Source organism: Blautia caccae, from assembly GCF_040095955.1.
Classification (GTDB): Bacteria; Bacillota; Clostridia; order Lachnospirales; family Lachnospiraceae; genus Blautia; species Blautia celeris.
This window is the reverse complement of sequence record NZ_JBBMFP010000038.1, coordinates 1-23,643: the sequence shown is the minus strand read 5'-3', so window position 1 is coordinate 23,643 and position 23,643 is coordinate 1. Positions and strand designations below refer to the sequence as shown.

General features: G+C 43.6%; 25 protein-coding genes and 1 pseudogene. 5 read left to right on the top strand and 21 right to left on the bottom strand.

Annotated features, from left to right (window positions below; translation table 11 throughout):
- Positions 1-44: 44 nt before the first annotated feature.
- The 11 genes from WMO65_RS25035 to WMO65_RS24985 all read right to left on the bottom strand — a co-directional run bounded on the left by WMO65_RS25035 (position 45) and on the right by WMO65_RS24985 (position 10,941).
- The gene (locus WMO65_RS25035) at positions 45-1,085 is read right to left on the bottom strand and encodes a glycosyltransferase family 2 protein (protein WP_148392783.1); all 1,041 of its coding nucleotides are present in this window, start codon (positions 1,083-1,085) and stop codon (positions 45-47) included.
- Positions 1,072-1,602 carry an acyltransferase gene (locus tag WMO65_RS25030; RefSeq protein ID WP_256170764.1) on the bottom strand — a complete coding sequence of 177 codons (531 nt, stop codon included), beginning with the start codon at positions 1,600-1,602 and terminating at the stop codon, positions 1,072-1,074. Before WMO65_RS25030 ends, WMO65_RS25035 begins: the two co-directional genes overlap by 14 nt.
- Positions 1,603-1,643: 41 nt before the next feature.
- Positions 1,644-2,030 carry a hypothetical protein gene (locus tag WMO65_RS25025; protein WP_256139449.1) on the bottom strand — a complete coding sequence of 129 codons (387 nt, stop codon included), beginning with the start codon at positions 2,028-2,030 and terminating at the stop codon, positions 1,644-1,646.
- A gap of 22 nt (positions 2,031-2,052) precedes the next feature.
- Positions 2,053-2,649 carry an acyltransferase family protein gene (locus WMO65_RS25020; protein ID WP_256157925.1) on the bottom strand — a complete coding sequence of 199 codons (597 nt, stop codon included), beginning with the start codon at positions 2,647-2,649 and terminating at the stop codon, positions 2,053-2,055.
- Positions 2,646-3,830 (bottom strand): radical SAM protein, encoded by a 1,185-nt coding sequence (locus WMO65_RS25015; protein WP_148392786.1) that lies wholly within the window; start codon positions 3,828-3,830, stop codon positions 2,646-2,648. The genes WMO65_RS25020 and WMO65_RS25015 overlap by 4 nt, the downstream gene beginning before the upstream one ends.
- Before the next feature lie 179 nt (positions 3,831-4,009).
- Positions 4,010-4,879, bottom strand: a complete 870-nt coding sequence (locus WMO65_RS25010; RefSeq protein WP_343309852.1) for an acyltransferase family protein — start codon at positions 4,877-4,879, stop codon at positions 4,010-4,012.
- Positions 4,863-5,843 carry a glycosyltransferase gene (locus WMO65_RS25005; protein ID WP_148392788.1) on the bottom strand — a complete coding sequence of 327 codons (981 nt, stop codon included), beginning with the start codon at positions 5,841-5,843 and terminating at the stop codon, positions 4,863-4,865. The genes WMO65_RS25010 and WMO65_RS25005 overlap by 17 nt, the downstream gene beginning before the upstream one ends.
- Complete coding sequence (locus WMO65_RS25000) at positions 5,840-6,343, bottom strand: glycosyltransferase (RefSeq protein WP_330641662.1); 504 nt, start codon at positions 6,341-6,343, stop codon at positions 5,840-5,842. Before WMO65_RS25000 ends, WMO65_RS25005 begins: the two co-directional genes overlap by 4 nt.
- A gap of 20 nt (positions 6,344-6,363) precedes the next feature.
- The gene (locus WMO65_RS24995) at positions 6,364-7,572 is read right to left on the bottom strand and encodes a glycosyltransferase (RefSeq protein WP_349064726.1); all 1,209 of its coding nucleotides are present in this window, start codon (positions 7,570-7,572) and stop codon (positions 6,364-6,366) included.
- A 549-nt stretch (positions 7,573-8,121) separates the two neighbouring features.
- The gene (locus tag WMO65_RS24990) at positions 8,122-9,294 is read right to left on the bottom strand and encodes a glycosyltransferase family 4 protein (protein ID WP_330641660.1); all 1,173 of its coding nucleotides are present in this window, start codon (positions 9,292-9,294) and stop codon (positions 8,122-8,124) included.
- A gap of 228 nt (positions 9,295-9,522) precedes the next feature.
- The gene (locus WMO65_RS24985) at positions 9,523-10,941 is read right to left on the bottom strand and encodes a sugar transferase (RefSeq protein ID WP_148392790.1); all 1,419 of its coding nucleotides are present in this window, start codon (positions 10,939-10,941) and stop codon (positions 9,523-9,525) included.
- Positions 10,942-11,704: 763 nt separating this feature from the next.
- On the opposite strand from WMO65_RS24985, the gene WMO65_RS24980 reads away from it, so the two are divergent.
- Both WMO65_RS24980 and WMO65_RS24975 read left to right on the top strand, forming a co-directional pair.
- Positions 11,705-12,031 (top strand): helix-turn-helix domain-containing protein, encoded by a 327-nt coding sequence (locus WMO65_RS24980; RefSeq protein WP_033142803.1) that lies wholly within the window; start codon positions 11,705-11,707, stop codon positions 12,029-12,031.
- A gap of 168 nt (positions 12,032-12,199) precedes the next feature.
- Positions 12,200-12,343, top strand: coding sequence for a DUF3789 domain-containing protein (locus tag WMO65_RS24975; protein ID WP_118594115.1), 144 nt, complete (start codon positions 12,200-12,202; stop codon positions 12,341-12,343).
- A gap of 83 nt (positions 12,344-12,426) precedes the next feature.
- On the opposite strand, the gene WMO65_RS24970 is transcribed toward WMO65_RS24975, so the two are convergent.
- From WMO65_RS24970 to ylxM, 7 genes and pseudogenes are all read right to left on the bottom strand, one after another.
- Positions 12,427-12,666: a 4Fe-4S binding protein gene (locus WMO65_RS24970; protein ID WP_334303738.1), complete on the bottom strand. Its 240-nt coding sequence runs from the start codon at positions 12,664-12,666 to the stop codon at positions 12,427-12,429.
- Positions 12,667-13,179: 513 nt separating this feature from the next.
- Positions 13,180-13,872, bottom strand: a pseudogene (gene trmD, locus WMO65_RS24965) (tRNA (guanosine(37)-N1)-methyltransferase TrmD); the annotation flags it as partial.
- Positions 13,873-13,948: 76 nt separating this feature from the next.
- The gene (gene rimM / locus WMO65_RS24960) at positions 13,949-14,458 is read right to left on the bottom strand and encodes a ribosome maturation factor RimM (RefSeq protein WP_033142801.1); all 510 of its coding nucleotides are present in this window, start codon (positions 14,456-14,458) and stop codon (positions 13,949-13,951) included.
- A 173-nt stretch (positions 14,459-14,631) separates the two neighbouring features.
- Positions 14,632-14,862: a KH domain-containing protein gene (locus WMO65_RS24955; RefSeq protein ID WP_018597481.1), complete on the bottom strand. Its 231-nt coding sequence runs from the start codon at positions 14,860-14,862 to the stop codon at positions 14,632-14,634.
- Between the two features lie 21 nt (positions 14,863-14,883).
- Positions 14,884-15,129 carry a 30S ribosomal protein S16 gene (rpsP, locus tag WMO65_RS24950; protein ID WP_033142800.1) on the bottom strand — a complete coding sequence of 82 codons (246 nt, stop codon included), beginning with the start codon at positions 15,127-15,129 and terminating at the stop codon, positions 14,884-14,886.
- Positions 15,130-15,162: 33 nt separating this feature from the next.
- Positions 15,163-16,509: a signal recognition particle protein gene (gene ffh, locus WMO65_RS24945; protein ID WP_033142799.1), complete on the bottom strand. Its 1,347-nt coding sequence runs from the start codon at positions 16,507-16,509 to the stop codon at positions 15,163-15,165.
- 3 nt (positions 16,510-16,512) lie between these two features.
- Positions 16,513-16,857 (bottom strand): YlxM family DNA-binding protein, encoded by a 345-nt coding sequence (gene ylxM / locus WMO65_RS24940; protein ID WP_033142798.1) that lies wholly within the window; start codon positions 16,855-16,857, stop codon positions 16,513-16,515.
- 46 nt (positions 16,858-16,903) lie between these two features.
- On the opposite strand from ylxM, the gene WMO65_RS24935 reads away from it, so the two are divergent.
- Positions 16,904-17,434, top strand: coding sequence for a Uma2 family endonuclease (locus WMO65_RS24935; RefSeq protein WP_148392792.1), 531 nt, complete (start codon positions 16,904-16,906; stop codon positions 17,432-17,434).
- Positions 17,435-17,485: 51 nt separating this feature from the next.
- On the opposite strand, the gene WMO65_RS24930 is transcribed toward WMO65_RS24935, so the two are convergent.
- On the bottom strand, positions 17,486-18,874 hold the full coding sequence (locus tag WMO65_RS24930; RefSeq protein WP_148392793.1) for an MFS transporter: 1,389 nt from the start codon (positions 18,872-18,874) through the stop codon (positions 17,486-17,488).
- A 166-nt stretch (positions 18,875-19,040) separates the two neighbouring features.
- Between WMO65_RS24930 and WMO65_RS24925 the strand changes: the two genes are divergently transcribed.
- Positions 19,041-19,691 carry a TetR/AcrR family transcriptional regulator gene (locus WMO65_RS24925; protein ID WP_054352467.1) on the top strand — a complete coding sequence of 217 codons (651 nt, stop codon included), beginning with the start codon at positions 19,041-19,043 and terminating at the stop codon, positions 19,689-19,691.
- 199 nt (positions 19,692-19,890) lie between these two features.
- Here the strand turns inward: WMO65_RS24925 and larE are convergent, their stop codons facing one another.
- Together larE and larC are read right to left on the bottom strand one after the other, a co-directional pair.
- Positions 19,891-20,709: an ATP-dependent sacrificial sulfur transferase LarE gene (gene larE, locus WMO65_RS24920; protein WP_148392794.1), complete on the bottom strand. Its 819-nt coding sequence runs from the start codon at positions 20,707-20,709 to the stop codon at positions 19,891-19,893.
- On the bottom strand, positions 20,706-22,058 hold the full coding sequence (gene larC, locus WMO65_RS24915; RefSeq protein WP_148392795.1) for a nickel pincer cofactor biosynthesis protein LarC: 1,353 nt from the start codon (positions 22,056-22,058) through the stop codon (positions 20,706-20,708). Before larC ends, larE begins: the two co-directional genes overlap by 4 nt.
- 322 nt (positions 22,059-22,380) lie before the next feature.
- Between larC and WMO65_RS24910 the strand changes: the two genes are divergently transcribed.
- Complete coding sequence (locus WMO65_RS24910) at positions 22,381-23,496, top strand: DUF362 domain-containing protein (protein ID WP_148392796.1); 1,116 nt, start codon at positions 22,381-22,383, stop codon at positions 23,494-23,496.
- Positions 23,497-23,643: the final 147 nt, after the last annotated feature.

Below are 23,643 nucleotides of genomic sequence, written 5' to 3'. Positions count from 1 at the left end.
TTTAATTACAAATGAATGCATTTCTGATTAATTTTCACTCCTTTTTAGTTATGTTTATATTTAAGCAGCAACACTAAATAGCACAGTAATGTATTTTCTTTTAGCAAAATTAGTCGAACGAACTTTCTACTTTTACTTTCGATTTTTAAATCAATTTCACTTAGTACCTTTTTCAAGTGTGAGTCTTTTTCAATCGCCCGAATGTTACTCAACTTATCTAAAGTTTTACCTTCGGACAAAGCGATAAGTTTTAATGTTGCAATTACAAAAGCAAAATAGGCACTTGCAAATCGAGTTTTAATCATCTCCGGATATCTATGATTCTCACACAGAATCATGATTTTATCGTAGAATACTTTAATTCCTTGATATCGGTCTTTTCTATATGCCCTTGTTAGTGATGTACCATTTTGGCAATAGTAGTACATCGCTTCAGGTAAAACCCCGACACATGCAACATGTCCAAAGAGATTCATCAATGAATAAACATCTTCCGAAATGATTTCTCTTTCCGAAACAAATCTCCAATGAATTTTGTTTATCAAATCCATTGAAAACAGTGCCGTACAAGCACTTAGCATCATATTTGCTTTTTTTTCTTGAGAATAATCCGGTGATATCAATTCAGGAAGAATTTCCTCCGCCACTTCTTCACCCACATAAACTAATTTGTCAATTTCCGGCTTATATGTTTTTGTAACTATTCCCTCTGCGCTCACAATATTGTATCCATAATATACAACATCTGCTCGGCATTCAATAGCTCTTCTATATGCCTTTTCGATAGTATCCAATTCGATATAATCATCACTATCAACAAAGCATATAAAGTTTCCGGTGGCATTTTCTATTCCTGTATTTCTCGCCATTCCCAAGCCAGCATTTTTTTTATGTATTACTCTAATACGCTCATCCGACTTTGCCCAATTTTCGCACATTTCCGGACACCGGTCGGGAGATTCATCATCAACCAAAAGGATTTCTAAGTTTTTATATGTTTGACTCACGATGCTTTTTAAACATCGATTCAAATATTTTTCCACATTATACACAGGTATTACAACTGTCACTTTATGTTCTTGCACTTTCTTTTTTCCTCACTGCTTTATTACAGATATTTTTTATCACTCTTGCTGGGCTACCCACTGCCACACAATAATCAGGTATATCCTTTGTAACTACTGAATTAGCTCCAATCACACAATGCTTACCAATCTTCACATTGCCTACAATTACAACATTTATTCCAATGTAAGACCCGTCCCCAATGGAGACTTTCTGCCCCTTTTGTACAATTCCCTGAGCAATCACAGGGACATCAATGTTATGGTAATCATGGTCGCAATCGGTAATATACACATTCGGTGAAAAGAGTACCTTCTCCCCGATATCCAGAGAGTTAGCAATGGAAATCCTGCATCGCTCACCAATTTCGGAGCCTTTGCCAATTCTAACCGTTCCCCCCCCCGACCAGATTTGGACATAAGGACGTACTGTTACAGAATCTTCCAGTGTTATATGATGCTTTCCTTTCAGACCACAATGCTTACCAATATAAACGCCATGTCCGGCAGTTACACAAAAGATTTTTGCTCGAATCATTCCGAGCATTCCCTTAACTTCGTCTTTAAGCCCCATTCCTACTATACCTTTCTAATAAACTTATTCGGATACAAGAAGAATTCCAACCACTTCATTTTCTTCATGATCCAAGCTGCGATGATCGGACCGCCAAAACTGATGCCCAGTCCCAACACCACATGTACTGTAACCTTCTCCTCACCAATCTTCAGCAAAACTAATCTCATTGGTGCCGCAAATAGTGTGTGCATCAGGAAAATCGGCATCGTATATTTTGCAAGGAAGTCTATTCCTCTGCCAAACTTTTCCTCGAAGCCAGCCACCATCAAAATTACAGCCCCACAGGCCAGCAGTCCCATTGCAAAAGAAACAGCGGCACCTTGGATTCCCATCATATACACAGCAACGCTTAAAACCATAAACAGCAAACCACTTACTGTTCCTTGCATGCTTTTGCCCTTCATTTGTACATCAAACGCACAAATGCTCATACCGAGCACAAACCATATCTCGTTTGAAAGAACTGTCGACACTGCGTAAACGCTGTACCCCCCCCGTCAAAATCAAGAGTTTTACAGTAACTGCAACCATCAATCCTATTGCAGCTGCCTTCACACTGCTGAAAGTCGGTGTAATAAGGAAGATGAAGAACAGTGCGTACAGATACCAATAAGGTGCAGTCGGATGAAGTAAAATGGTATCACCAAGACCGCCTATCTGGTCATTAACACTGCTTGAGAACACCTTTTTCAACACCCATGTAGCAATCGTAAAAGTCACATACGGCACACCGAGTGCTAATGCTTTCTTTGCAACATTCTTGCACCAGTTGCTAACACTATTTACTTTGCTGTACTTCTGATATATGTATCCACTACAGATAAAGAACAGCGGCACATGGAAGTAATAAATTGTCGTATCGAACCACTCATACAAATCATTCTCTGGTAAAATATTAGCCTTCGTCATGCTCTGAAAGAAATGACCCAACACAACCAATATACAGGCAATAACTTTTACATCATCAACCCATTTTTCCCTCGTTCTTACCGTTATCTGCTCACTCATTGCTTCTTCTCCATCTGCTGTGCGATATCGGCATCCACGATTTCCTCTCCGGTCTTATGCTTCAGCTGCTCTTTGGATGCTTCGCTCAGGCCATTATTAATTACACAGTTCATATCACAGGTACTGCACTTGTCCAATTCTTCCTTGGTGACCTTGCCATCACGGTAGTCGCGGCAGATTTTCAACTCGAACATGCTGTACGGATGCTTAGTGAACAGTGCCTTGAACTTGTGAACCAGAACCCAAGTGGCAGGCTTCCAGATATACTTATGCATAGCCGGGCTGACCGAACCAATCATCCAGCAGTCACGGTCGCAGCAGCGAACCTTTTTACGGACTACTTCTGCCTGTGGGCTGTTCCACAGTTCATCCCAGCTCTGGGTGTTCAGGTTGCCCATGACCTCCTTATCCTTAGTACCGTTGCAAGGCATAACGTCGCCATACGGATCAATGAAGAAGGTGTCAAAGCTCATATCACAGGGCAGCAGACGTTTCTGACCGTATATGTAGTTGATGAGGCCGTGGTTGAAGTAGGCACGGAACCACTTCTTCGGGCTGTTGCTGCGTAGCAACTCATTGACAAGGTTCTCAAAGTTCTTTGCAACCATTGGGCGATCGTGGATGATATTCTTAGCCTCAACAAAGTAGAAACTATTGTGCAGAGAAGCAGTGGCGAACTCCATACCCATCTCGTTAGAAATCTTGTAAAGAGGAACCAAATCAGGAGCGTTCTTATCCTGAACGGTAATACCGAATCCAACGTCCTTCATACCCATCTCACGCAACTTTTTCAATGTACCATAGCCACGCTGATAACCATTCTGCAGACCGCGAATCTCATTATTGGTCTGCTCCAGACCCTCAATGGAAATACGAATGCCGATATGTGGGAACTCCTTGCACAGATCAACGATACGATCCGTGAAGAAGCCGTTGGTAGAAATGACGATACGATCAGACTTTTTGTACAGCTCACGCACGATATCCTTCAGGTCCGTGCGGATAAACGGCTCACCGCCGGTGATGTTGGTGAAATACATCCTCGGCAGCTTCTTGATAGTTTCGATGCTGATTTCTTCTTCCAGTTTGGAAGGTGCTTTATAACGGTTACACATAGAGCAACGAGCGTTGCAGCGGTAAGTGACGATGACCGTACCATTTAATTTTTTTTCTTCAGACATAATTAACTCTCCTTTTGTTTACTCTTTCTTTAAAAATATTTCGATTTTATATAAGAACCCCTTAGCACATACTGAGAACACAATTGAGCCGCAGATTACCGCAACCGCTGTGATGCCATATGCCAGCAGGCCGTTTCCAAACAGATGAACGAAGTGTAGCTTTTCAAGCACACGATAAATTACCATGTGGCATAGGTAAATCTCGAAGCAGATACTACCGAGGAACTTGGCGACTGGATTAACCAGTACCCCCCCCCCCCCCGATTGCATCCCAGGGTATAGACCAGAGCAGCCACACAGAAGAACAACATAGTAAGCGTAGAGCCGCCTAATGCAAAATAAGCAACTGTATCCACCAGCAAAATCACACCGACGATTACTTTATGCATCGATGCAAACTCGGCCAGCTCTTTCCGATAAAGGAAGATCAAACCTCCCGCCATAAAGTAAACTGCGCAGTATAGGACATTTGTTCTTGCACTAAAGTTGACCACTGCTCTATCCGCAATGTGGTTTGCATCAAAGAAATATGTACTGCACGCGAAGTTGTAAATTACAGCGCAAGCAAATGCTAACCATGCACGTTTCTTATTTTCCAGCAGGAAGCAAAAAAACGGAAACAGCAAGTAAAACACGAAAATCACTGCCAATGTCCAGCTCACGCCGATAACCGATATATTCATATTCGGCAAAAGTCCCTGGCAGAGCGTCAGATTTGCAAAAACTTCATACAATGCGCTTTTGCTAGGTGACATTACAAAATCCAACGCACAAAGCAATGCAAAATACGGCCAGATCTTACAGTATCTTTTTGTGTAGAAATCTCCCACACTGATTTTCTTATCTTTGATTTTCTGATAATAACCGCAGCACATACCGAAACCGCTGACCATCAAAAAAAGAAAAACGAGGTTCGTGAAAGACGGAATAAGCCGTTCAAACACAAATCCTCCCATTCCATATTTTGCATTTGCGAGAACATGCATCAGAGCAATACCGATAATGGCATACGCCTTTATGCCATCTATTCCCTCATACCTTTCTTTCATTCCCAAGCATCCCCCATAATGTCTTTGCATAGTTTTCCTCTGAGCACTCGTTCTCTAAGAATTTCTTAAATTTCTCTGCGCAAATGTCTGCATCAGATTTATGTTTCAAATAATACTGAATTTTATCTACCCAATCCTCTACAGTATGTGTGCATAAAACTCCGCGTCCGTTTGACAAATATCCTTTTGTTGTTACCGTATCAGATGTTATAATCATCTTATTATTTGCAGCAGCTTGGAAATAGACTGTCAGGCCTGCCGGAGCTTCTGTGTCCAATGGCATAACAATAAGCTGCGACTGACACAAGAGTTCCATAAATGCACTTTCCGGAATATCTGTTCTAGTATAAGTATTATCGCCTATAACATCTAAGAACTGCTCTTTCAACGCATTAGGCATAACACAATTAAATGTTACATCCGGAAGTTTCTTAGCCACTTCAAACAACAATTTCCAATCCCGGCCATTTCTTCCTCCACAGAAAACTGTGCTAGCCTTGGCTTCCACTCGTTTATCCAATGTATAGTTTTTATGATAGACATCATGTAAAAGAATAAAATTAGCCTTCGTATTCAAAATTTCATTAATATAACGACCATATTCCTCAGTCGTAACTGTTGCGGCAAAAGAATGTGAACGCAGTGCCCTTTTATAGAGGTATTTTGCCATCTTATTTTTAGTCGTATTTTTATCTTTCAGTAAAATATTAATCGCTATAACTTTAATTTTTTTATTGGTCAGCCTGCCTAGCCACCAACATAGCACCCCCATAAAATCGTACCAGCATACAATGGTATCACCTGCTTTTGCACGTTTTACAGTTGAGCTACAAACCGAAAGCATTTGCTTGATAGATGTACAACGCCATTCAGGATAAATTTCCTTATACTCTTTTTCAAATGCCGATGTCAAAAATGACATATCTTCCAATTTCTTGGGTTTATCATATAAAACATAAATCATGCTTCACCTCTATAAACCTTCATAATTTTCTCGTAATACTCATCGATGGTATCGAAGCTAATGTCCTTGCAGTTTGCACTGTATTCCGCGCACAGTTCCTTATCACCCCAGAGTTTTTGAATCTTCATTTTCAAATCTTTTCCATTACCGCTCTCAAACAACTCACCGGTCGTACCAACCTGAATCAGCTCCGGGATGCCACCAATGTTTGCACCCAGAACCGGCGTGCCATACATCTGAGATTCCATCACGGAGAACGGACAGTTCTCATACCACTCAGACGGGTAAATGGAAAACCGTGCCTCCCGGATGATCTTTTCCAGTACCTCACCCTTCTGGAAGCCAACGTTCTTAATATTCTTTATCCTCTTAATGCTGTCTTCCAGCGGCCCTGTGCCAGCGAAGATGAACTGCACATCCGGCAGTTCCTTACAGACTTTGATGAGCGTTCCGATGCCTTTCTCTTCGGAGAAGCGACCGAAATACAACGCATAGTCCACACGCTGAAACTTACAAAGGATTACCCCCCCCCTAGATAAATCGGGATGAGCTTGTTGCAGTAAGTTTCAAGCTCATCTCTCTCAAGGTTCAGGCATGCCTTTGCATAGTTATCAGTTTCTGTCGGATTGTTCCAAAGTTCTTTAATAATAGCTGCCAACTGTTTGGAATCTCTACTTGTGAACAAACGTCCATCCACACCATCGGTAATCAGTTCGGGAATTCCGCCAATATTCGCGCCAATAACAGGGGTTCCACGCTGCTGACTTTCCATAACCGAAAACGGACAGTTTTCATATACCTCCGAAGGGCAGATAGAAAACTGTGCTTCCCGAATCAGCTTATCCAATGCTTCGCCAGTCTGGAAGCCAACATTTTTAACATTTTTCAGCTGATTAACTTTGTCCTCCAATGGTCCAGAACCAGAAAAAACGAACTGGATATCCGGCAGCAAGTTACAGGTTTCGACCAGTGTGTTGATGCCCTTTTCCTCAGAGAAGCGGCCAAAGTACAGGACATAGCTCTGTTTTTCAATCTCTTTAGGCTCCACCTTTTCCACAAAGTTGTGCATCGCAATTGTCTTGGTCGCAAACAGTGGGTTGGTGTCCATCTTCGTTTTCAAGAACTCGGAGCAGCAGATAATTTTATCTATGTGCTTATAAGCTCCATTCCATTTCCAAAACTCTGCTTCCATCATGCCGATGATGGACTTGGCTGTGGAACTGTGTACACACTTTCCTTTCACACAGTTCATGAAGTGACCGCCAAGGCACTTCTCACAATTCTCATGTGTAATCGGATTCTTAAGCTGGTGGTTAGGACAGATCAGCTGGTAGTCGTGAGCCGTGAAAACGATCTTGCACTTATGCCCTGTCTCCTTCCGCCATTTCACAATTTCCAGAATCATGGAGGGGGTCAACTGGTAGTTGAAATTGTTCAGGTGGCAGACATCCGGCTGGAAGTCATCCAACACCAGTCTTAATTTTTCTCTTGCTTCCTTGCTGTAAATCGTCTTGATTGGGTAGGTCAGCTTCGACAGCTTGCTGCCGCCGTGGAAATCCATATCACTCGTGTAAGCATTGACCCGGTTGCCAACACAGCGCCCTTTGTGGTCCATACCGAAGTACTGAACCTCATGTCCCATTTTCCGGAGCTGTTCACCCAGCTTGAAGATATAGGTCTCGCTGCCGCCGTTGGCGTGCAGAAATTTATTGATAATCAGTGTTCTCATGTACTTTTTTCCTTATGTTTTATGTTCAGTTTCATACCCCTTGATAGGACAAAGTAGTTATTATGTATTATTTATAAATCAAAGCGCTTTATCCGAACGCTGGTAGTGAAACAAAAATGATTGTTTGAGCCTTATCCCCTTCACAGAAAATAGTGTAATACGCTATTTTTGCCCAATTTTCAATATGCACATCCCGCCACCCGCGTTGGGATAGAGGAGATTATTGATTTAGAGGATACGCATTGATTTTCCTTCTCTAAAATGTATTTTTTGTTATGTTTGTTTCTGAATCCGCATTAGGAAAGTAAATATGCTCTTATCATCAGTATCTTTCATTTTGTTTCAGCACCTCCAAGCGATTAGCAAAGATGTTCTTATCATCAATATTTACTATTTTGATGGACATTTCCGGTCCGATGGGAAATTCAGTGTTCATTCCATTATATATTATGTCTAAGGTCGTCTTATTTTTAGGTTTAACCAACCCCGGAATGTTTCATCATCTGCGCTTGAAAAAGAATATTACTTACCATTAAAAATTTTATTTATTCACTCTCTGTATACTTCTAACGTTTTCTCAACAACACCATCCCAACAATATTTACTACATATAAAATCCACTGCTTTATTTTTATATGCTGCTACCATTGCTTCGTCATCACACACACTTTGTAATTTCTTGTGAAGATCTGTAACAGCAGACTTCTTAAATACTAAAGCCTTATCTTCAACCACTGAGACACACTCCTCTATGTCGGAAACCAAACAGCAATTCCCATAACTCATTGCTTCCAATAAACTGAGAGGCATTCCTTCAAGATCACTAGGCAATGTATAAATATATGCGTTGCTATAAATCTCGTCCAATTCCTGTCCCCGGATAAACCCTGTAAATAGAATTCTTCTATCATTCTCTGCCATTTTTTTAAGTTCATTTGTAAACTCTTCTGTATCTGAGCTTCCACCTGCAATAACAAGCTTTTTATCTGTTTTTACTTTCTTAAATGCTTCAATTAAATATCTTAATCCCTTTTCAGGAACTAGCCTCCCCAGGAATAAAATGTAACTATCTTTTTCAAGTCCATACTTTTTTTTGATAATATCGGCTTTTCTAATCCGAGGTCTCACAACTCCATTAGGAATAAATCTGGTTTTTCTTCCGTATGTCTTCATAAAATAATTTTGTACCCCTTCAGAAAGAACAATAATTTCATCTGCATATTTTACTGCACATTTTTCTCCCAGCATGATATATGTACTTGCAAATTTCCCCCATTTAGCTCTTTGATGATCTAATCCATGAATAGTAGCTATACATTTCTTGCCGAATAATTTAGGAAACCATAACATAGCACACGGTCCTTCAGCATGAAAATGCACCACATCGTACTTACCGAAAGCCGCGCAAAACGCACCTGCAACTGACGCTGTCATAGCAGCAAGTCCCTTTTTATTTAAAGTAAAAACTGATTTAAGTCTAACGCCTTTATAATCAGTTAATTGGTCACAATCAAATTCTTTACCACTTACGTGATGACCTTTCCGGTTATAACAAGTAACATTATGTCCAAGTTTAACCATTCTAGTTGCTAATTCCTCTACGACAATCTCAATGCCACCCTCCCTGGAAGGGATTCGTTTATGGCCTAACATAGCAATGCTCAGATTCTTTTTATAGTCAGTTTTTAAAATATTATCCTCTTTAGAGTTCTTACCCTCCATAATTAATAACTTCTCCCTTATATACTACTTGATGTAGAATGAAACTCACCACTTTTGTAATCTTGTTCTTATTTTGGAACTTTGTATCTTTTTAAATATCATAAAAAATAAAAGATATGTCATCTAACCAGGCAGCACTTCTCTTCCTTAGCCAAATAAAGCATTTAAAAATATACTTCTGTTAATTCTCGTTTTTTAAATTATTACTTATCTAATATTATTTAACCACTACATCGACCCCTCCCCTCTAAAAACAACCAAAACCGTCTTCCACAACAACTTCATATCCAACCCCAAACTCCAATCCGTAATATACCCGGTATCCAACTCCACAACCTTCTCAAAATCCGTAATCCCACTTCTCCCACTAACCTGCCACATCCCGGTAATCCCCGGCTTGATCGCCAGTCTCTTCCTATGATGCACCTCATACTTCTCCCACTCATCCACAGTCGGCGGTCTTGTCCCAACCAGGCTCATATCACCTTTCAGCACATTCCAGAACTGCGGAAACTCATCCAGAGAAGTCTTCCTGATAAAATTCCCGATTCCTTTAATGATCCTGGGATCATTATCCATCTTAAACATCAGACCATCCTGAATCTTATTCTTCTCCATCAGCTCTTTCTTCCGCGCTTCAGCATCCATATACATAGAACGGAATTTATAAATCTTAAACTTCTTCCCATTCTTTCCAACCCGAATCTGGGAAAAGAACACCGGTCCCGGTGATTTTATCTTAATAATAGGCGCAATAAATACAGTCAGTATCCCTGTCATCAGAACACCGACAAATCCCCCGACAATATCCATAGCCCTTTTCAAAAACATATCCCTGGGTGAAGCCATTTTAATACTGCTGGAAAGCACAGTATATCCTGCCATTTTCTCCACGATCTGGTTATTGCCCAGCACTTCCAGCTTAGCCAGCTTCATATGTATCGTCACGCCCATGCTGGCGCAGCTCTTTATCATCTCATTCGGTATAACCGTCTCCTCTGAAGGATTGAAAAACACTTCATCCACCCAGTTCTTCTGGATATAAGAAACCATACTGTCCTTATCCGCCACAACAGGCACACCCAGAATCTTCTTGCCGGTCATATGCACATCTATAATAGCAATCCCATCCAGGTATAGATTCTCAAAATTGTTCCTCAGGATAGTCTTCACCACTTCAGATGCCACATCCGCAGACGTCACCAGCAGCAGAGAACGCTTCCCTTCCTGCTTATCCACTCTTCTCTTAATATTCTGTTTCCACGCCAGTCTTGTAACATAGGACAACACAATATAAATGCCCCACATGCTGATAAAAATAACGCGGGAATATGTAGAGGACTGCTTCACAAAAAATAAATACACCAGCATAGTAGCTATAATATAAGTCACATGTTTAAATACTGCCACGAACTCCCTAAAATAGCCTCTCCTCAAAATACCGCTGTAACTTTCATTGAAAAACACAACGACAAAAAAGATAAAAAGCAGGATAATCTCCACATCACGATAATTATCATCGGACAGTCGGAACATTTTCCCGTTTCTAAAGACATAACTCAGCAGAAATGAAACTTCCATACAGATCAAATCCAGTATGATAAAATCCAAATGCTTTAACCAACTACTTCCATTTTTCTGATACATAACTAACTCCCAAATCCCTCAATGATTTTGCCGCGTTTCGCAGCAATCGGCAGAATTATTTTATACGATCATACGAAAACTTTGTACATTCATCCCAGCCGTATAGGAAAAGCTGACCACTCCACCCTGTAATTCTAGGGCTGTATCGACACGGAGCGCCAGCCAATAATCACTTATTTATTCCTTTGTTCCTGTACATTCTAACGCGTTTGACATATTATGTCAAGCAACAGGATGCATCTTTTGTTATACATCTGTTTTCGGATTAATCTAAAATATTTCCAACAGGTTCCGTTTTCTCTTTAAATAAACACAAAAGCCGGCATATTTCCTTATGTTATCCGGCTTTTTAAAAAATAATCCATGAATCATTCTCCTTCCATTCGTCATATTAACATAACTGAACCGCTACGCCATTTTTCTTTCTCACGTAATGAAAATCCAATTAGCCGGGGGCAGAACGCAGCACACGCATCTGCGGCAGCCTCACGAACGACACAGCACTTCATAAAGCAATTTTTTTCGACGTCCCATTTGCATAAAAAACAGCACTTTCAGAATACTATCTATAATAACCAGTTAAAAAGTGCCTGTAAAAAAATTACATTTTATTGTAACTTAGATTTTATCTTCTTATAGCAGTAATGAAAACGAACCTTGAGCACATTTTTTATCTCCTTACAGTTCATTTTTTACCGTTTTATTTCTGGTATCGTAGTCAAAGGGATATTTTTCCATAAATAAAATATACGGAGGACAAAAAATGAAGGAAATTGACAAAGTTTATGTAGGAAAAAGGATACAGCAGCAACGGGAATTACTGGGATATACCCGGGAGGAACTGGCTGAAAAGGCGGATATCACACCACGCTTCTGTTATGATTTGGAACTGGGACAAAAGGGGATGTCCGTGGACACTCTGTGTAAGCTGAAATCCGCACTGCATATTAATATTGACTACCTGCTCTTTGGAGAACAGAAGGCTCTGAATGATTTAAACTCTATCAAAATACTGATTGAAACCTGCCCCTCGGATAAACGCACCTTTTTGATCGACATCATCACCTCATATTTAAAGGCAGTAAAATAACTTCAAAACTTTCCCCTTCACTGGTTCCAGATAATTTATTGTAAATATAAATCTGTCAGATTATCCATCTAATATTCTTATTACTGAATAAACATCCCATATTTGCAATATAATATATATTAGAATACCTGTTCACAAATATTATAAAAGAAGGGCTGGGTTTATCCTATGATCGTTTTTATCGCTGTATCATTCCTGGTCGGCTCCATGTTCGGAATTCTGTTAATGTGCCTGGTTCAAATCAACCGGCTTCACGGGGACCCGGAACCTGGCAGCAGCCTTCCGGATGACTATTCTGACGCTAATATGTGACGCAAGTGAAAACAACAGACAAGCTTCACAAAAAAAGCACCGGAAGCAGAGTTTAATACTATGCCTCCAGTGCTTTCACTGAATTAAAACCACTCTATTTCACGTCTCTCCATATAATTGGATTCCAGATATTTCTGAACCTCCCCACAGTCATAGCTTCTGGCTTTTGCAGGACAGACTCTCGCACATCTCATACAGTTGATGCACAGACTTTCATCCACCTCATAGGTCTCCTTATCAATGGCGGCAGCCGGACATTTCTGCACACAGGCCTGGCAGCCATTGCACTTATCCCCATCCCAGAATTTTGCCACCGGTTTCATCTGCTTTGGTTCCGGTTCAGCTTCTCCGGGAAGCTCGACGGGGCCATGGAACTCCTCCTCCAGCCGTTTCTTTACTGTCACCGCAAACTTGCGGAAAATCTGCATATCTTCCTCATCCGGGCGTCCGGTTCCCAGTTTATCGGAATAAATATGAGGAATTACAGGCGCCACTGCCCCAATGCAGTAAAATCCCCTGTCCTCCAGTATTTTCTTCATCTGCGCCAGTGTATGGTCATAATGGCGGTTGCCGTATGCTGCCATTAAAATACACGGTGTATGGGACCCCTGCAGGTTTGTAAACAGCGCCTCATGCAATCTGGGTAGCTGTCCGCCATAGACAGGCGCTGCGGCAAGCAGCAGGTCCTTCTCTGTAAAGCTGTGTTTCTGTTTTCTCAATTTTCTTCTTGTCAAATCCAGATACTGTGGATTTTGTGACAGCATGCCGGCCAGCATCTCCGCTGCATGTTTTGTTCCTTCTGTGGGGCTGAAATACGCCACGGTCAGGGTCTTGTTTTTCTCCATAAGATCCGGTCTCCTCTCTTTTGTGCGCCTGAGGGACTGCTCCCATCTCCAGGCTTCAATTTTATTATGGTCACCGGTCAGCAGAACCTTTGGCACCTTTTTATCATGCCAGGTCTCAGGCCGCGTAAAATGAGGATATTCCAGCAGGTTGTCCTGCATGGATTCAAACTGGGCAGATTCCTCGTTGCTCAAAACGCCCGGTACAAAACGTGAAATGGCATCGATCATAACCATAGAAGCCAGTTCCCCGCCGGTGAGCACATAATCTCCAATGGAAACATAATCCGTCACGATTTCCTCCAGGACACGCTCATCTATGCCTTCATAATGCCCGCAGAGAAAGATAAGCTCCTCCTCCTGGGCAAAATCCTCCACCATTGTCTGGTTAAATACCTTTCCCTGTGGGGTCAGATAAATACAGCGGGGTTTTCTGCCCTTTTCTGCCGCCAGGGATTTCCCGGCAACGGAACAATAGGCCCGGTAAACCGGCTCTGCCTGCATGACCATACCGGCGCCTCCGCCATATGGGTAGTCATCCACCCTGTTATGTTTATTATCGGAAAAATCCCGGATATTGACTGTCTCCAGAGATATATGTTTCTCCTTCATGGCCCGGCCGATGATGCTGGTATCCAGCCCCTGCCGCACCATATCCGGAAATAGGGTCAACACATGAAAATTCATCGTAATCTCCATTCCGCTGCCCAAAAGCAGCACAAATAATATCTGTATCTAATCAGCCGCCAAAGCAGTCACCTGTTTAATCCAGAAGTCCGTCCATCAGATGTATCTCCATCCTGTTTTCTTCAATATCCACATCCAGAATACACTCGTGTATGGCAGGGAGCAGCACTTCTTTCCCTTCCCCCGTCTCTACAATATAAACGTCATTGGCTCCGGTCTCCATCACATCCTTCAGGACACCGAATTTCTCTCCGTTTTCCAGGTAAACATCAAGTCCGATAAGATCTGCAATGTAATACTCGTCCTCATCCAGGGGAATGGCCTGGTCTCTGGTCACATAAAGACTTCTGCCTTTGTATTTCTCTATGTCATTGATGTTGTTGATTCCTTTGAATTTCAGGATCGCGTACTGTTTAAAATATTTGACATTCTCAATTTCCAGTTCTATATACTCCCTGCCTGTATCCAGCAATACGCTGTCCAGGTCTTCAAATCTATGCACATCATCAGTGGTGGGATATACCTTGACCTCCCCGCGGATTCCGTGGGTGGTGGTGATCACACCTGCCTGTAATAAATCTTCCATGATCAAATTCCTTCCTATTATAAAACATCACGTTATTGCGGCCCTCTTTGTAATGAAAAAAGGGGGCTGATGCAGTAAAATTTACCGCGACAGCTCCCGCTTACACAGAACGGATATCATCCGCCGTATTCCTCGCCTGTACCGAAAGCCGCCCCGAAAGGCAGCCGGTCCAGTTATTGTAAAATATCTACGACTACTTTTTTGTCGCTTTTGGAAGATGCAGCTTTCACTACGGTACGGATTGCCTTGGCAATTCTTCCCTGACGGCCGATGACTTTGCCCATATCTGCCGGAGCCACTTTCAGCTCTACCAGAACGGCATTGTCCTCTTCTGTTTCCGTTACCGCAACTTCATCCGGATAATCTACAAGAGACTTTGCAATTACTTCTACTAATTCTTTCATTACAAGCTACCTCCCGGAATCCTATTTTTCGATACCAGCCGCTTTTAAGATTTTAGCAACAACTTCTGTCGGCTGTGCACCGTTAGCAAGCCATTTCTTTGCTGCTTCCTCGTCTACTTTGTAAACGCTTGGGTCCTGGTTCGGATCATATGTTCCAATCTCTTCGATGAATTTACCATCTCTCGGGGATTTGGAATCTGCAACGATGATTCTATAGAAAGGAGCCTTTTTCTGTCCCATTCTTCTTAATCTGATTTTTACTGCCATCTCATTCACCTCCTGGTTTTTTTCTTCTATATGTTAAAAGGGAAGTTTGAATTTTCCTCTTTTACCACCTTTGCCGCCCATAAGTCCGGGCATCTGTTTCATCATTTTCTTGGCCTGTTCAAACTGTTTGACCAGACGGTTGACTTCCGCCATATCCACTCCTGCCCCTTTGGCGATTCTCGCTTTTCTGGATGGGTTCAGGATCTCCGGATGAGAGCGCTCTCTGGGTGTCATGGATAAGATCATGGCTTCTTTTCTTGCCATATCTTTCTCATCTACCATGCTGTCGATATCTTTTATCTGACTGCCCATACCCGGTATCATGTTCAGTACACTGGATAAGCCGCCCATGTTTTTCATCTGGTTCATACTCTCCAGATAATCGTCAAAACCAAAGGAATTCTTGCGGAACTTCTGCTCCATCTCCTTGGCTTTTTCTTCATCCAGATTGGCCTGTGCCTTCTCGATCAGGCTCATCACATCGCCCATTCCCAGAATACGGGATGCCATACGGTCCGGATAGAACTGTTCCAGATCCGAAAGTTTCTCTCCCATACCCACGAATAAAATGGGTTTACCGGTGATTGCCCTGATGGATAATGCCGCACCGCCTCTGGCATCGCCGTCCAATTTTGTAAGAACTACGCCGTCAATGCCGACTTTCTCTCCAAAGGTCTCTGCCACATTTACTGCGTCCTGACCGGTCATGGCATCAACTACCAGAACAGTCTGGTCCACTTCAAGGGCTTCCTTGATGTCTGCAAGCTCTTTCATCATATCTTCATCAATGTGAAGACGGCCTGCGGTATCCAGAATCAAAACATTGAATTTTTCTTTTTTCGCATGCTCGTATGCTGCCTTGGCAATATTCACAGGGTTCTGCTTATCGCCCATGGAAAATACTTCCACGCCCTGCTTTTCTCCGTTCACCTGTAACTGCGTGATAGCTGCCGGACGGTATACGTCACATGCTGCGAGGAGAGGTTTACGTCCTTTTGACTTCAGCTTGCCGGCCAGCTTCGCGGTTGTGGTTGTTTTACCTGCACCCTGGAGACCAACCATCATGATAACAGTTATCTCACTTCCCGGCTTTAACAAAAGCTCTGCAGTTTCGCTGCCCATCAGATTGACCAGCTCTTCATTTACAATCTTGATCACCATCTGGCCCGGATTCAATCCTGACATGACGTCAGCACCTACTGCCCGCTCCTGGACGGATTTCATGAACTGTTTTACCACCTTGAAGCTTACATCAGCCTCCAGAAGTGCCATTTTCACTTCTTTCAGCGCTGCTTTTACATCGGCTTCGGTCAGACGGCCTTTTTTTCTCAAGTTTTTAAATACATTCTGAAGTTTATCGGTTAAGCTCTCAAATGCCATCTGCTATAACTCCTCTAATATTTCCTGGGAAATGTGTTCCACTTCTGTGACCAGCTCCTGTTTACTCATGGCCTCACAGTGTCCGGTCAATTCCCGGATGCGGTGGATCTTTTCCTTGATGTTCACAAACTTCTCCACCAGATGCAGTTTGTCCTCATAATCCTGCAGGATCCTGCCGCAGCGCTTCACGTTGTCATGAACACCCTGCCGGCTGATTCCCAGCTCTTCGGCTACTTCGCTCAAAGAATAGTCATTCAGCACTACATCCTCGTATATTCTGCGCTGATGCTCTGTTAAGAGTTCACCGTAGAAATCGTACAGTAAAGTCTGTTCTACAATTTTTTCCACTCATCATCACCTTGTGTATCATACAACATCTTTCTTATAGTGTCAAGTGTTTTTTCTTTACAAACTTTTGTTCTCCCGCTTTTATCTTGTCCGGGCTGAACTGGTTGACGGTCAAATCTATTACCAGGCAGCACCCAGCCGGGTACACCAAAGAATTTTAGATGAACTACACACTGCCATAAATAATTATATCAAATCAAAAGCCGGTTTCTGTGAGGTCTACCCTGCCCCATTCGCTGTTAAATTATATGAGGATAAGAAAGCCATCGTTGAACCTGATATAAGCGTCATATATAACCGTGACAAGCTTACAGACCGGGGTTGTACCGGGGCGCCGGATTGGATTATTGAAATTGTTTCGCCTGGTAATTCCAGTCATGACTACATCCGGAAGCTAAACCTGTACGCCGACGCAGGAGTTAGGGAATATTGGATCGTGGATCCGATCACGCAGACAATCCTCGTGTATAACCTTGAAGAAACTCACTTCCAAGTAGGTACTTACACATTCCACGATAAAATAAAAGCAAATATATATGATGATCTGTGGATTGACTTTTCAGATATCAGGCTTTGATCATTGTCCGATTATGGCAGCAGTTTTACGCTGTACCTGTCTGTTTTTTCTCTATTCCATCTGTTGTTTATTTTCCGCCTTGCGCTGTGACAGCTCCTCATGGATCTTTTCCATTTTCTTCTGACTCAGATCATAAAACACAAGCAGCACTGCCCCCAGGATCAAAAGACCTGCCGGAAGTCCCATGGAGATGACACGGATTCCGCGTATGACCTGTTCGGTGGGTTCTGTATTTGCCACATATCCCACCATGGAAAGCCCGAAACCGGCTATGGCGGTGCTGAATACCGCAGCGATCTTGATGGAGAGCTGGAACATGGAAAAGTACAGGCCCCTGGCATTCTTCCCGGTCTTCCATTCCCCGTAATCCACAGTGTCCGCGTACATGGAGGTATTCACCACATTTCCCCAGGAATAGCCGATGTATCCCACGGAAATCAAGGCAATGATCGCGGTGACGCTGCTGCTGAACAGAATGGCCAGAATCATTCCCGCTGCCAGTACAAGATTTCCGGTGATATAAGCGTTTCGTTTCGATAAAAATCTTGTGACAAAGGGCACGCTGCTTGCCCCCACAAAAGCCAGAATATTGACCACCCCGAAAAACGGAGCCGCGCCGTTGATATCATGCACCACATATTTGAAAAAATAAGGGAACATGGCGTACATGACCAGCATACTTAAGATGCGGGTCACATCTGTCAGAAACAGCAGCATCAGATTCCTGTTCTTTAAGACAAGCCCCAGCATTTCCCCCGCTTTCAGACTGTCTTTTTTTCCTGAATCCCCCGGCATACTCTGAATATCTTTTCCTTTGGAAGCCCAGACCAGATTGCCATACAGGAGCACACACACAATCCCCGCCACTATGGAAGCCAGGAAAAAACCTCCGGCATTCATCTCTTTTCCTCCGCCTAATATGGTAATCAGGGGAATCAGCAGAAATCCGGCCAGACATTTTCCCAGGGCATTTCCCTGTCCGCGGAACGTGGAGAGCTGTACACGCTCTTTCTGGTCATTGGTAAGGGATGAATTCATGGATGTATATCCCGTGTAGGCAATGTTTGTGGAGATACAGAACACTGCATAGACGATACAGGCCAAAACTGCCTTTGCCGGCATGGAAATACGATTATTCAAAAACATAAGTGCATTGGTGACGAAAATAAGCGGCGCGCCGATGATCAGCCAGGACCTGTATTTGCCCCATTTCATATGACTCTTTTCTATCACCGCACCGATGACCGGCGGGCTGCAGCTGTCAATGATTCTTCCCACCATCATCAGTGTTCCGGCTGCCGCTGCCATGATTCCCGCCACATCTGTATAAAACATGAGCAGATATGTATTCGACATGGTGACCATAAAGATAAACCCCAAATCCGCAAGACCATAGGATACCTTCAGATATCCCCCCAGTTTTTCTTTTCTCTTTTCCATTTCATCCTCCTTCTCCGTGTGATTGGCAGTTACTTATTTTCCCTCCTTTCAATTTTGAATATTTTTCATTTTATATAATATTCATTGTAGCAGGTTTCCGTTGTCATGTCCACGTAATCTGTGATATTATGTAAAAAATGGATGTAGAAAAATAAGGGGGGATTTCATGCAGTATGCCAACGGAATATTGACAAAGGAATTGATTTACCAGACCGCTCGCCGGCTGATGTACGAGAATGGATATAAGAAGACCACATACCAGATGATTGCCCAGAAAGCAAATGTACCGGTGGGACTGGTCAATTATCATTTTAAAAAACAGGAACTGCTGGATAAAATATATATGGATTATCTCTGTCAAATCCAGGATTTTATTGCCGCACAGGCAGAGGGACTTCTCGACAATGAGCTGCAGGCTCATATGCTGCAGTCCAACATTATGATGACACAGATTTTTCGCGATTCCCATATCCTCTCTTTTCACCTGGAGGTCAATGAGAGTGATCTGGTTCCCCCTGCCTTCCATGGGGCTGTCAGAAAAAAACAGGTGGAAATACTGAACTATTTTCATGTGGATATCACACCGGAATCTTATTACTGGTGCGCAGCCGCAGAGTACGGTGCCAGACGTGAACTGATCCTGCAGAACAAAGATGTGGATATCAACAGCAGTGATTTCCGGCGGCTGTTGGATCTGCTGCCCACCATAGCAGTCCGGATCGCAGGATTAAGCCCCGCGATCATTCAGAAGAACCAGGAAAAGGCCAACCGGGTATTTGCTGGGCTTGACTATTCCGGGATTCTTATGCTTCCCTGAAACAAAGCAGGATGATGTTCCCTGCCGCCGGACGCACAACGAGGGTACTGTGAGATATCACAGTGCCCTCGTTTTTTGATATTTATATTTTCTTTTCCATTGCCTATATCATATACTATTTCTTCACGGCCTGCAAGCAGAAACGTATATTATTTTTCGACTCTTGTCTCGGGCTGCTGCTTTTCACAGATCAGGCCAGTCAAGAAAGCGTCTCATCCATACTTCCGCTTCGGAATCCTTCCATATCCAATGTAATATAAGAAAATCCTGTCTGTTTCAATCTGTCTGTTATCTCCTGCCTCTTTTCTATAAATGCAGAAAAATCAGATACAGGAATCTCAATCCTTGCAATATTGCCGTGCAGGCGCAGTCTCACCACCGGAAACCCTGCCTGCTTCAGATATGTCTCACCGTCTTCGATCTTCCTTAAGATATCCGGCTGCAGATCAGCCCCATAGGGAAGGCGGGTGGCAAGGCAGGGGGCTGCGGGGCGGTTTGCCACGGAGATTCCCAGCTTCTCTGCAAGGCTTCTCACCTCTTTTTTTGTAAGACCCGCTTCGGCAAGAGGACTTTTTACCCCCAGCTCACGTACTGCCCTAAGGCCCGGCCGGTATACATGAAGGTCATCCTCATTGGTTCCCTCCAGGACTGCCGCCGCATGGACCTTCCCGGCAAATGTTATGAGGTTTTGGAACAGCATTTTCTTGCATTGGTAGCATCTGTCCACCGGATTGTGTTGAATAGCAGAATTATCCAGCTCATTGATAAAAATCACCTGATGGATGGCCCCCATCTCTTTTGCCACCTTTTTTGCGATATCTAAATCGCAGGACGGGTGAAGCACCGTGTCAAAAGTCACTGCATATATTTTAGTGCCCTCTGCGGCACAATCCACAGCCAGTTTCAGCAGCAGGCTGCTGTCCGCACCGCCGGAAAAAGCGATGCACACATCCCGGTCTGTGTATTTCTTCATAATAGAATATAATGCTTCTTCTTTCTCTGTAAAATTCTGATTCATTTTCCGTCTCCGTTCATTCTCTTATCCGCCGCGTCCACAGCCTCTTTACAGACTTCCGGGAAACTGCGGTCTGCTGTTCTGCAGGCGACTTTCATATCTTCGTATTCGGGATAAAAAAATTCCTGTCCGTGATGGCTGCATTTCTTAACCCTCACTTCCTGTCCGTCCGGAAGTGTGACTGTGATGATCTCTCTTGGAAGGATGCTCCGCTCCTCCCTGTATTTTCTGAGACCGATACTGGTGGTCTCACGGAAAATGACAGTTTCCATTTTCTCCTCATCCTTCGGCCTGCAGATGACCTGGAGCATGTAGGCAGGACGGTTTTTCTTCATGTATACGGGTATGCAGGAGGTGTCAAGTGCCCCTTCCCGTAACAGGCATTCCATGGCATACCCCAATTGTTCACCGGAACAGTCATCCACATTTGTCTCCAGCACGGTAACAGTATTCAGCGAACCTGCGGCAATTCCCTGATTTGTCTTCACAGCATTATCTGCCCCATTTTTCCTGTTCTCTGTACTGCCGGCCGCTTTTTCCTTTTTTTCGGATACAGCATCTGTATCCGTGTTCAGGATCATGGCACGCAGAATATTGGCATGGGGAAAATCCTTTTTCCCTGCTCCCACACCGACCTTTTCAACCACAAAACGCTCAGGGAGTTTTCTTTCCGCAGTGAGAGCGGCTGCAATTCCCGCGCCTGTGGGTGTGATCATCTCCCCTTCCACCGGCGTAAATTTTACGGGTATCCTGTGGTCAGCCATCATCTCCAGCACAGCGGGAGCCGGTACGGGGATCCTGCCGTGCTGACACCAGGTGGTTCCCTTTCCTTCCCAGAGTTCAGAAGTCAGGATGCTGTCAAATCCCAGCTTGTCCAGACATATGGCTGCGGCTGTTATATCCACTATGGAATCCACAGCCCCCACCTCATGGAAATGCACCTGGTCCACAGGCATTCCATGGACCTTCGCCTCCGCTTCTGCAATGACGTGAAAGATTTTCAGACTCATTTCTTTGACACGGGAATTCAGCTCTGACTGGCTGATCAGTTCACTGATCTCTTTGTAACTGTTGTGGGAATGGCTGTGACTGTGTTCGTGTCCTTCCCCGGGATGGGAATGGTCATGACTATGGCCGTGCATTTCTCCATCCTCTTTCAGTATCACATCAAAGTCTGCCGCTGTGATCTGGTTTTTCTTTGTCCTGGATATTTTGATCTCGTATCCGTCCAGATGCAGCTTGGCAAGCTCCTGCCTCAGATACGCCTCTTCCACTCCCAGGTCCGTAAGCGCGGCCACTGTCATATCACCGCTGATTCCCGAATAACATTCCAGATATAATTTTCTGCTCATCTCGTCTTTTGCTCCTGTCTTCTGTGTATTTTACGATACGGCGCAGGTTTTTCCCTGTAAACCGGTATCCTGATTTTTCTGTTTTCTCTTTTTAGTCTATCACAGACTCTGCCACAACTGCAATTCACTGTTTGCCAAACGTGTGGGTATATTTTTTGCGCTGTTACTTATTCTATCACACTTTCCATGGACTGAAAATGTCAGAAATTGATATATATGCCGGATACTATCCAAATATTGCTTTTTTTTCCATTTTGTCTTGTATCTTATATAGTTAAATGCTAAAATTATCTCCAGAATACATAGATTGGAGGATTAACGAATGACAGCATCTAAAGTGTACTACTCAGACCTTCGTGTAAAAAATGGAGACAACCTGCTGACAAAGCTTCAGCGTTTGATTAAAACGGCCGGCATCGGCGAAATTGATTTTGAGGACAAATACGCTGCCATCAAAATGCATTTCGGAGAGCCCGGAAATCTGGCCTTTCTTCGCCCGAATTATGCAAAGGCTGTTGCAGACGTAGTAAAAGAGCTGGGAGGAAAACCATTCCTCACCGACTGCAACACATTATATGTAGGAGGCAGGAAAAATGCGCTGGATCATCTGGACAGCGCAAACTTAAACGGTTTCCATCCTCTCACAACAGGCTGCCAGGTTTTGATTGCAGACGGCCTGAAGGGAACAGATGAGGAACTGGTACCCGTAGAGGGCGGCCAGTATGTAAAAGAGGCAAAAATTGGACGTGCAGTCATGGACGCAGATGTATTTATTTCCCTGACTCATTTCAAAGGCCATGAGGCTACCGGATTCGGCGGTACCCTGAAAAACATCGGTATGGGCTGTGGTTCCCGTGCAGGCAAGATGGAGATGCACAGTGCCGGAAAGCCTCATGTAGATCAGGATCTGTGTATCGGATGCAGACAGTGTGCAAAGGTCTGTGCCCATGATGCCCCGCAGTTCGAGAACAAAAAGGCCTATATTGACCACGACAAATGTGTGGGCTGCGGCAGATGTATCGGTGTCTGTCCAAAAGATGCCGTACAGCCGGCTTCCGATGAGTCCAATGATATCTTAAACTGCAAGATTGCAGAGTACACAAAAGCCGTTGTGGACGGACGCCCCAATTTCCACATCAGCCTTGTGATCGATGTGTCCCCGTACTGCGACTGCCATGCGGAAAATGACGCGGCCATTGTGCCAAATATCGGTATGTTCGCTTCCTTTGACCCGGTAGCCCTGGATATGGCCTGCGCTGACGCGGTCAATGCACAGCCGGAGATCAAGAACAGTCTTCTGGGAGAGATGACGGAAGAAGAACATCACCACGACCATTTCCACACCATTTTCCCGGAGACTAACTGGGAATCCTCTATTGAGCATGCAGTGAAGATCGGACTTGGACAGAAAGAATACGAATTGATCACTGTGAAATAAAAAGGAATTTCCCTGTCTGCATAATTGCAGACAAGAGCCACAAAAAGAACGACGAGACGGCTGCTGTCCGGATGATATGCCCCCTGTCAAGTAGACAGGTTAAATATCTAAAATGAAATGCAGATGAACGATCACACAGATTTGTGT

What these genes read in the sequence shown, in the direction of transcription:
- larE (WP_148392794.1), bottom strand. Translation starts at nt 20,709, where the DNA reads ATGAATCAGAATTTTACAGAGAAAGAAGAAGCATTATATTCTATTATG.
- rimM (WP_033142801.1), bottom strand. Translation starts at nt 14,458, where the DNA reads ATGGAAGATTTATTACAGGCAGGTGTGATCACCACCACCCACGGAATC.
- WMO65_RS25030 (WP_256170764.1), bottom strand. Translation starts at nt 1,602, where the DNA reads ATGATTCGAGCAAAAATCTTTTGTGTAACTGCCGGACATGGCGTTTAT.
- WMO65_RS24925 (WP_054352467.1), top strand. Translation starts at nt 19,041, where the DNA reads ATGCAGTATGCCAACGGAATATTGACAAAGGAATTGATTTACCAGACC.
- WMO65_RS24995 (WP_349064726.1), bottom strand. Translation starts at nt 7,572, where the DNA reads ATGAGAACACTGATTATCAATAAATTTCTGCACGCCAACGGCGGCAGC.
- WMO65_RS24970 (WP_334303738.1), bottom strand. Translation starts at nt 12,666, where the DNA reads ATGAAACCGGTGGCAAAATTCTGGGATGGGGATAAGTGCAATGGCTGC.
- WMO65_RS25005 (WP_148392788.1), bottom strand. Translation starts at nt 5,843, where the DNA reads ATGATTTATGTTTTATATGATAAACCCAAGAAATTGGAAGATATGTCA.
- WMO65_RS24985 (WP_148392790.1), bottom strand. Translation starts at nt 10,941, where the DNA reads ATGTATCAGAAAAATGGAAGTAGTTGGTTAAAGCATTTGGATTTTATC.
- WMO65_RS25025 (WP_256139449.1), bottom strand. Translation starts at nt 2,030, where the DNA reads ATGCAAGGAACAGTAAGTGGTTTGCTGTTTATGGTTTTAAGCGTTGCT.
- WMO65_RS24975 (WP_118594115.1), top strand. Translation starts at nt 12,200, where the DNA reads ATGATCGTTTTTATCGCTGTATCATTCCTGGTCGGCTCCATGTTCGGA.
- WMO65_RS24910 (WP_148392796.1), top strand. Translation starts at nt 22,381, where the DNA reads ATGACAGCATCTAAAGTGTACTACTCAGACCTTCGTGTAAAAAATGGA.
- WMO65_RS25015 (WP_148392786.1), bottom strand. Translation starts at nt 3,830, where the DNA reads ATGTCTGAAGAAAAAAAATTAAATGGTACGGTCATCGTCACTTACCGC.
- WMO65_RS25020 (WP_256157925.1), bottom strand. Translation starts at nt 2,649, where the DNA reads ATGAGTGAGCAGATAACGGTAAGAACGAGGGAAAAATGGGTTGATGAT.
- WMO65_RS24955 (WP_018597481.1), bottom strand. Translation starts at nt 14,862, where the DNA reads ATGAAAGAATTAGTAGAAGTAATTGCAAAGTCTCTTGTAGATTATCCG.
- ffh (WP_033142799.1), bottom strand. Translation starts at nt 16,509, where the DNA reads ATGGCATTTGAGAGCTTAACCGATAAACTTCAGAATGTATTTAAAAAC.
- rpsP (WP_033142800.1), bottom strand. Translation starts at nt 15,129, where the DNA reads ATGGCAGTAAAAATCAGATTAAGAAGAATGGGACAGAAAAAGGCTCCT.
- larC (WP_148392795.1), bottom strand. Translation starts at nt 22,058, where the DNA reads ATGAGCAGAAAATTATATCTGGAATGTTATTCGGGAATCAGCGGTGAT.
- WMO65_RS24930 (WP_148392793.1), bottom strand. Translation starts at nt 18,874, where the DNA reads ATGGAAAAGAGAAAAGAAAAACTGGGGGGATATCTGAAGGTATCCTAT.
- WMO65_RS25010 (WP_343309852.1), bottom strand. Translation starts at nt 4,879, where the DNA reads ATGAAAGAAAGGTATGAGGGAATAGATGGCATAAAGGCGTATGCCATT.
- WMO65_RS24980 (WP_033142803.1), top strand. Translation starts at nt 11,705, where the DNA reads ATGAAGGAAATTGACAAAGTTTATGTAGGAAAAAGGATACAGCAGCAA.
- WMO65_RS24990 (WP_330641660.1), bottom strand. Translation starts at nt 9,294, where the DNA reads ATGGAGGGTAAGAACTCTAAAGAGGATAATATTTTAAAAACTGACTAT.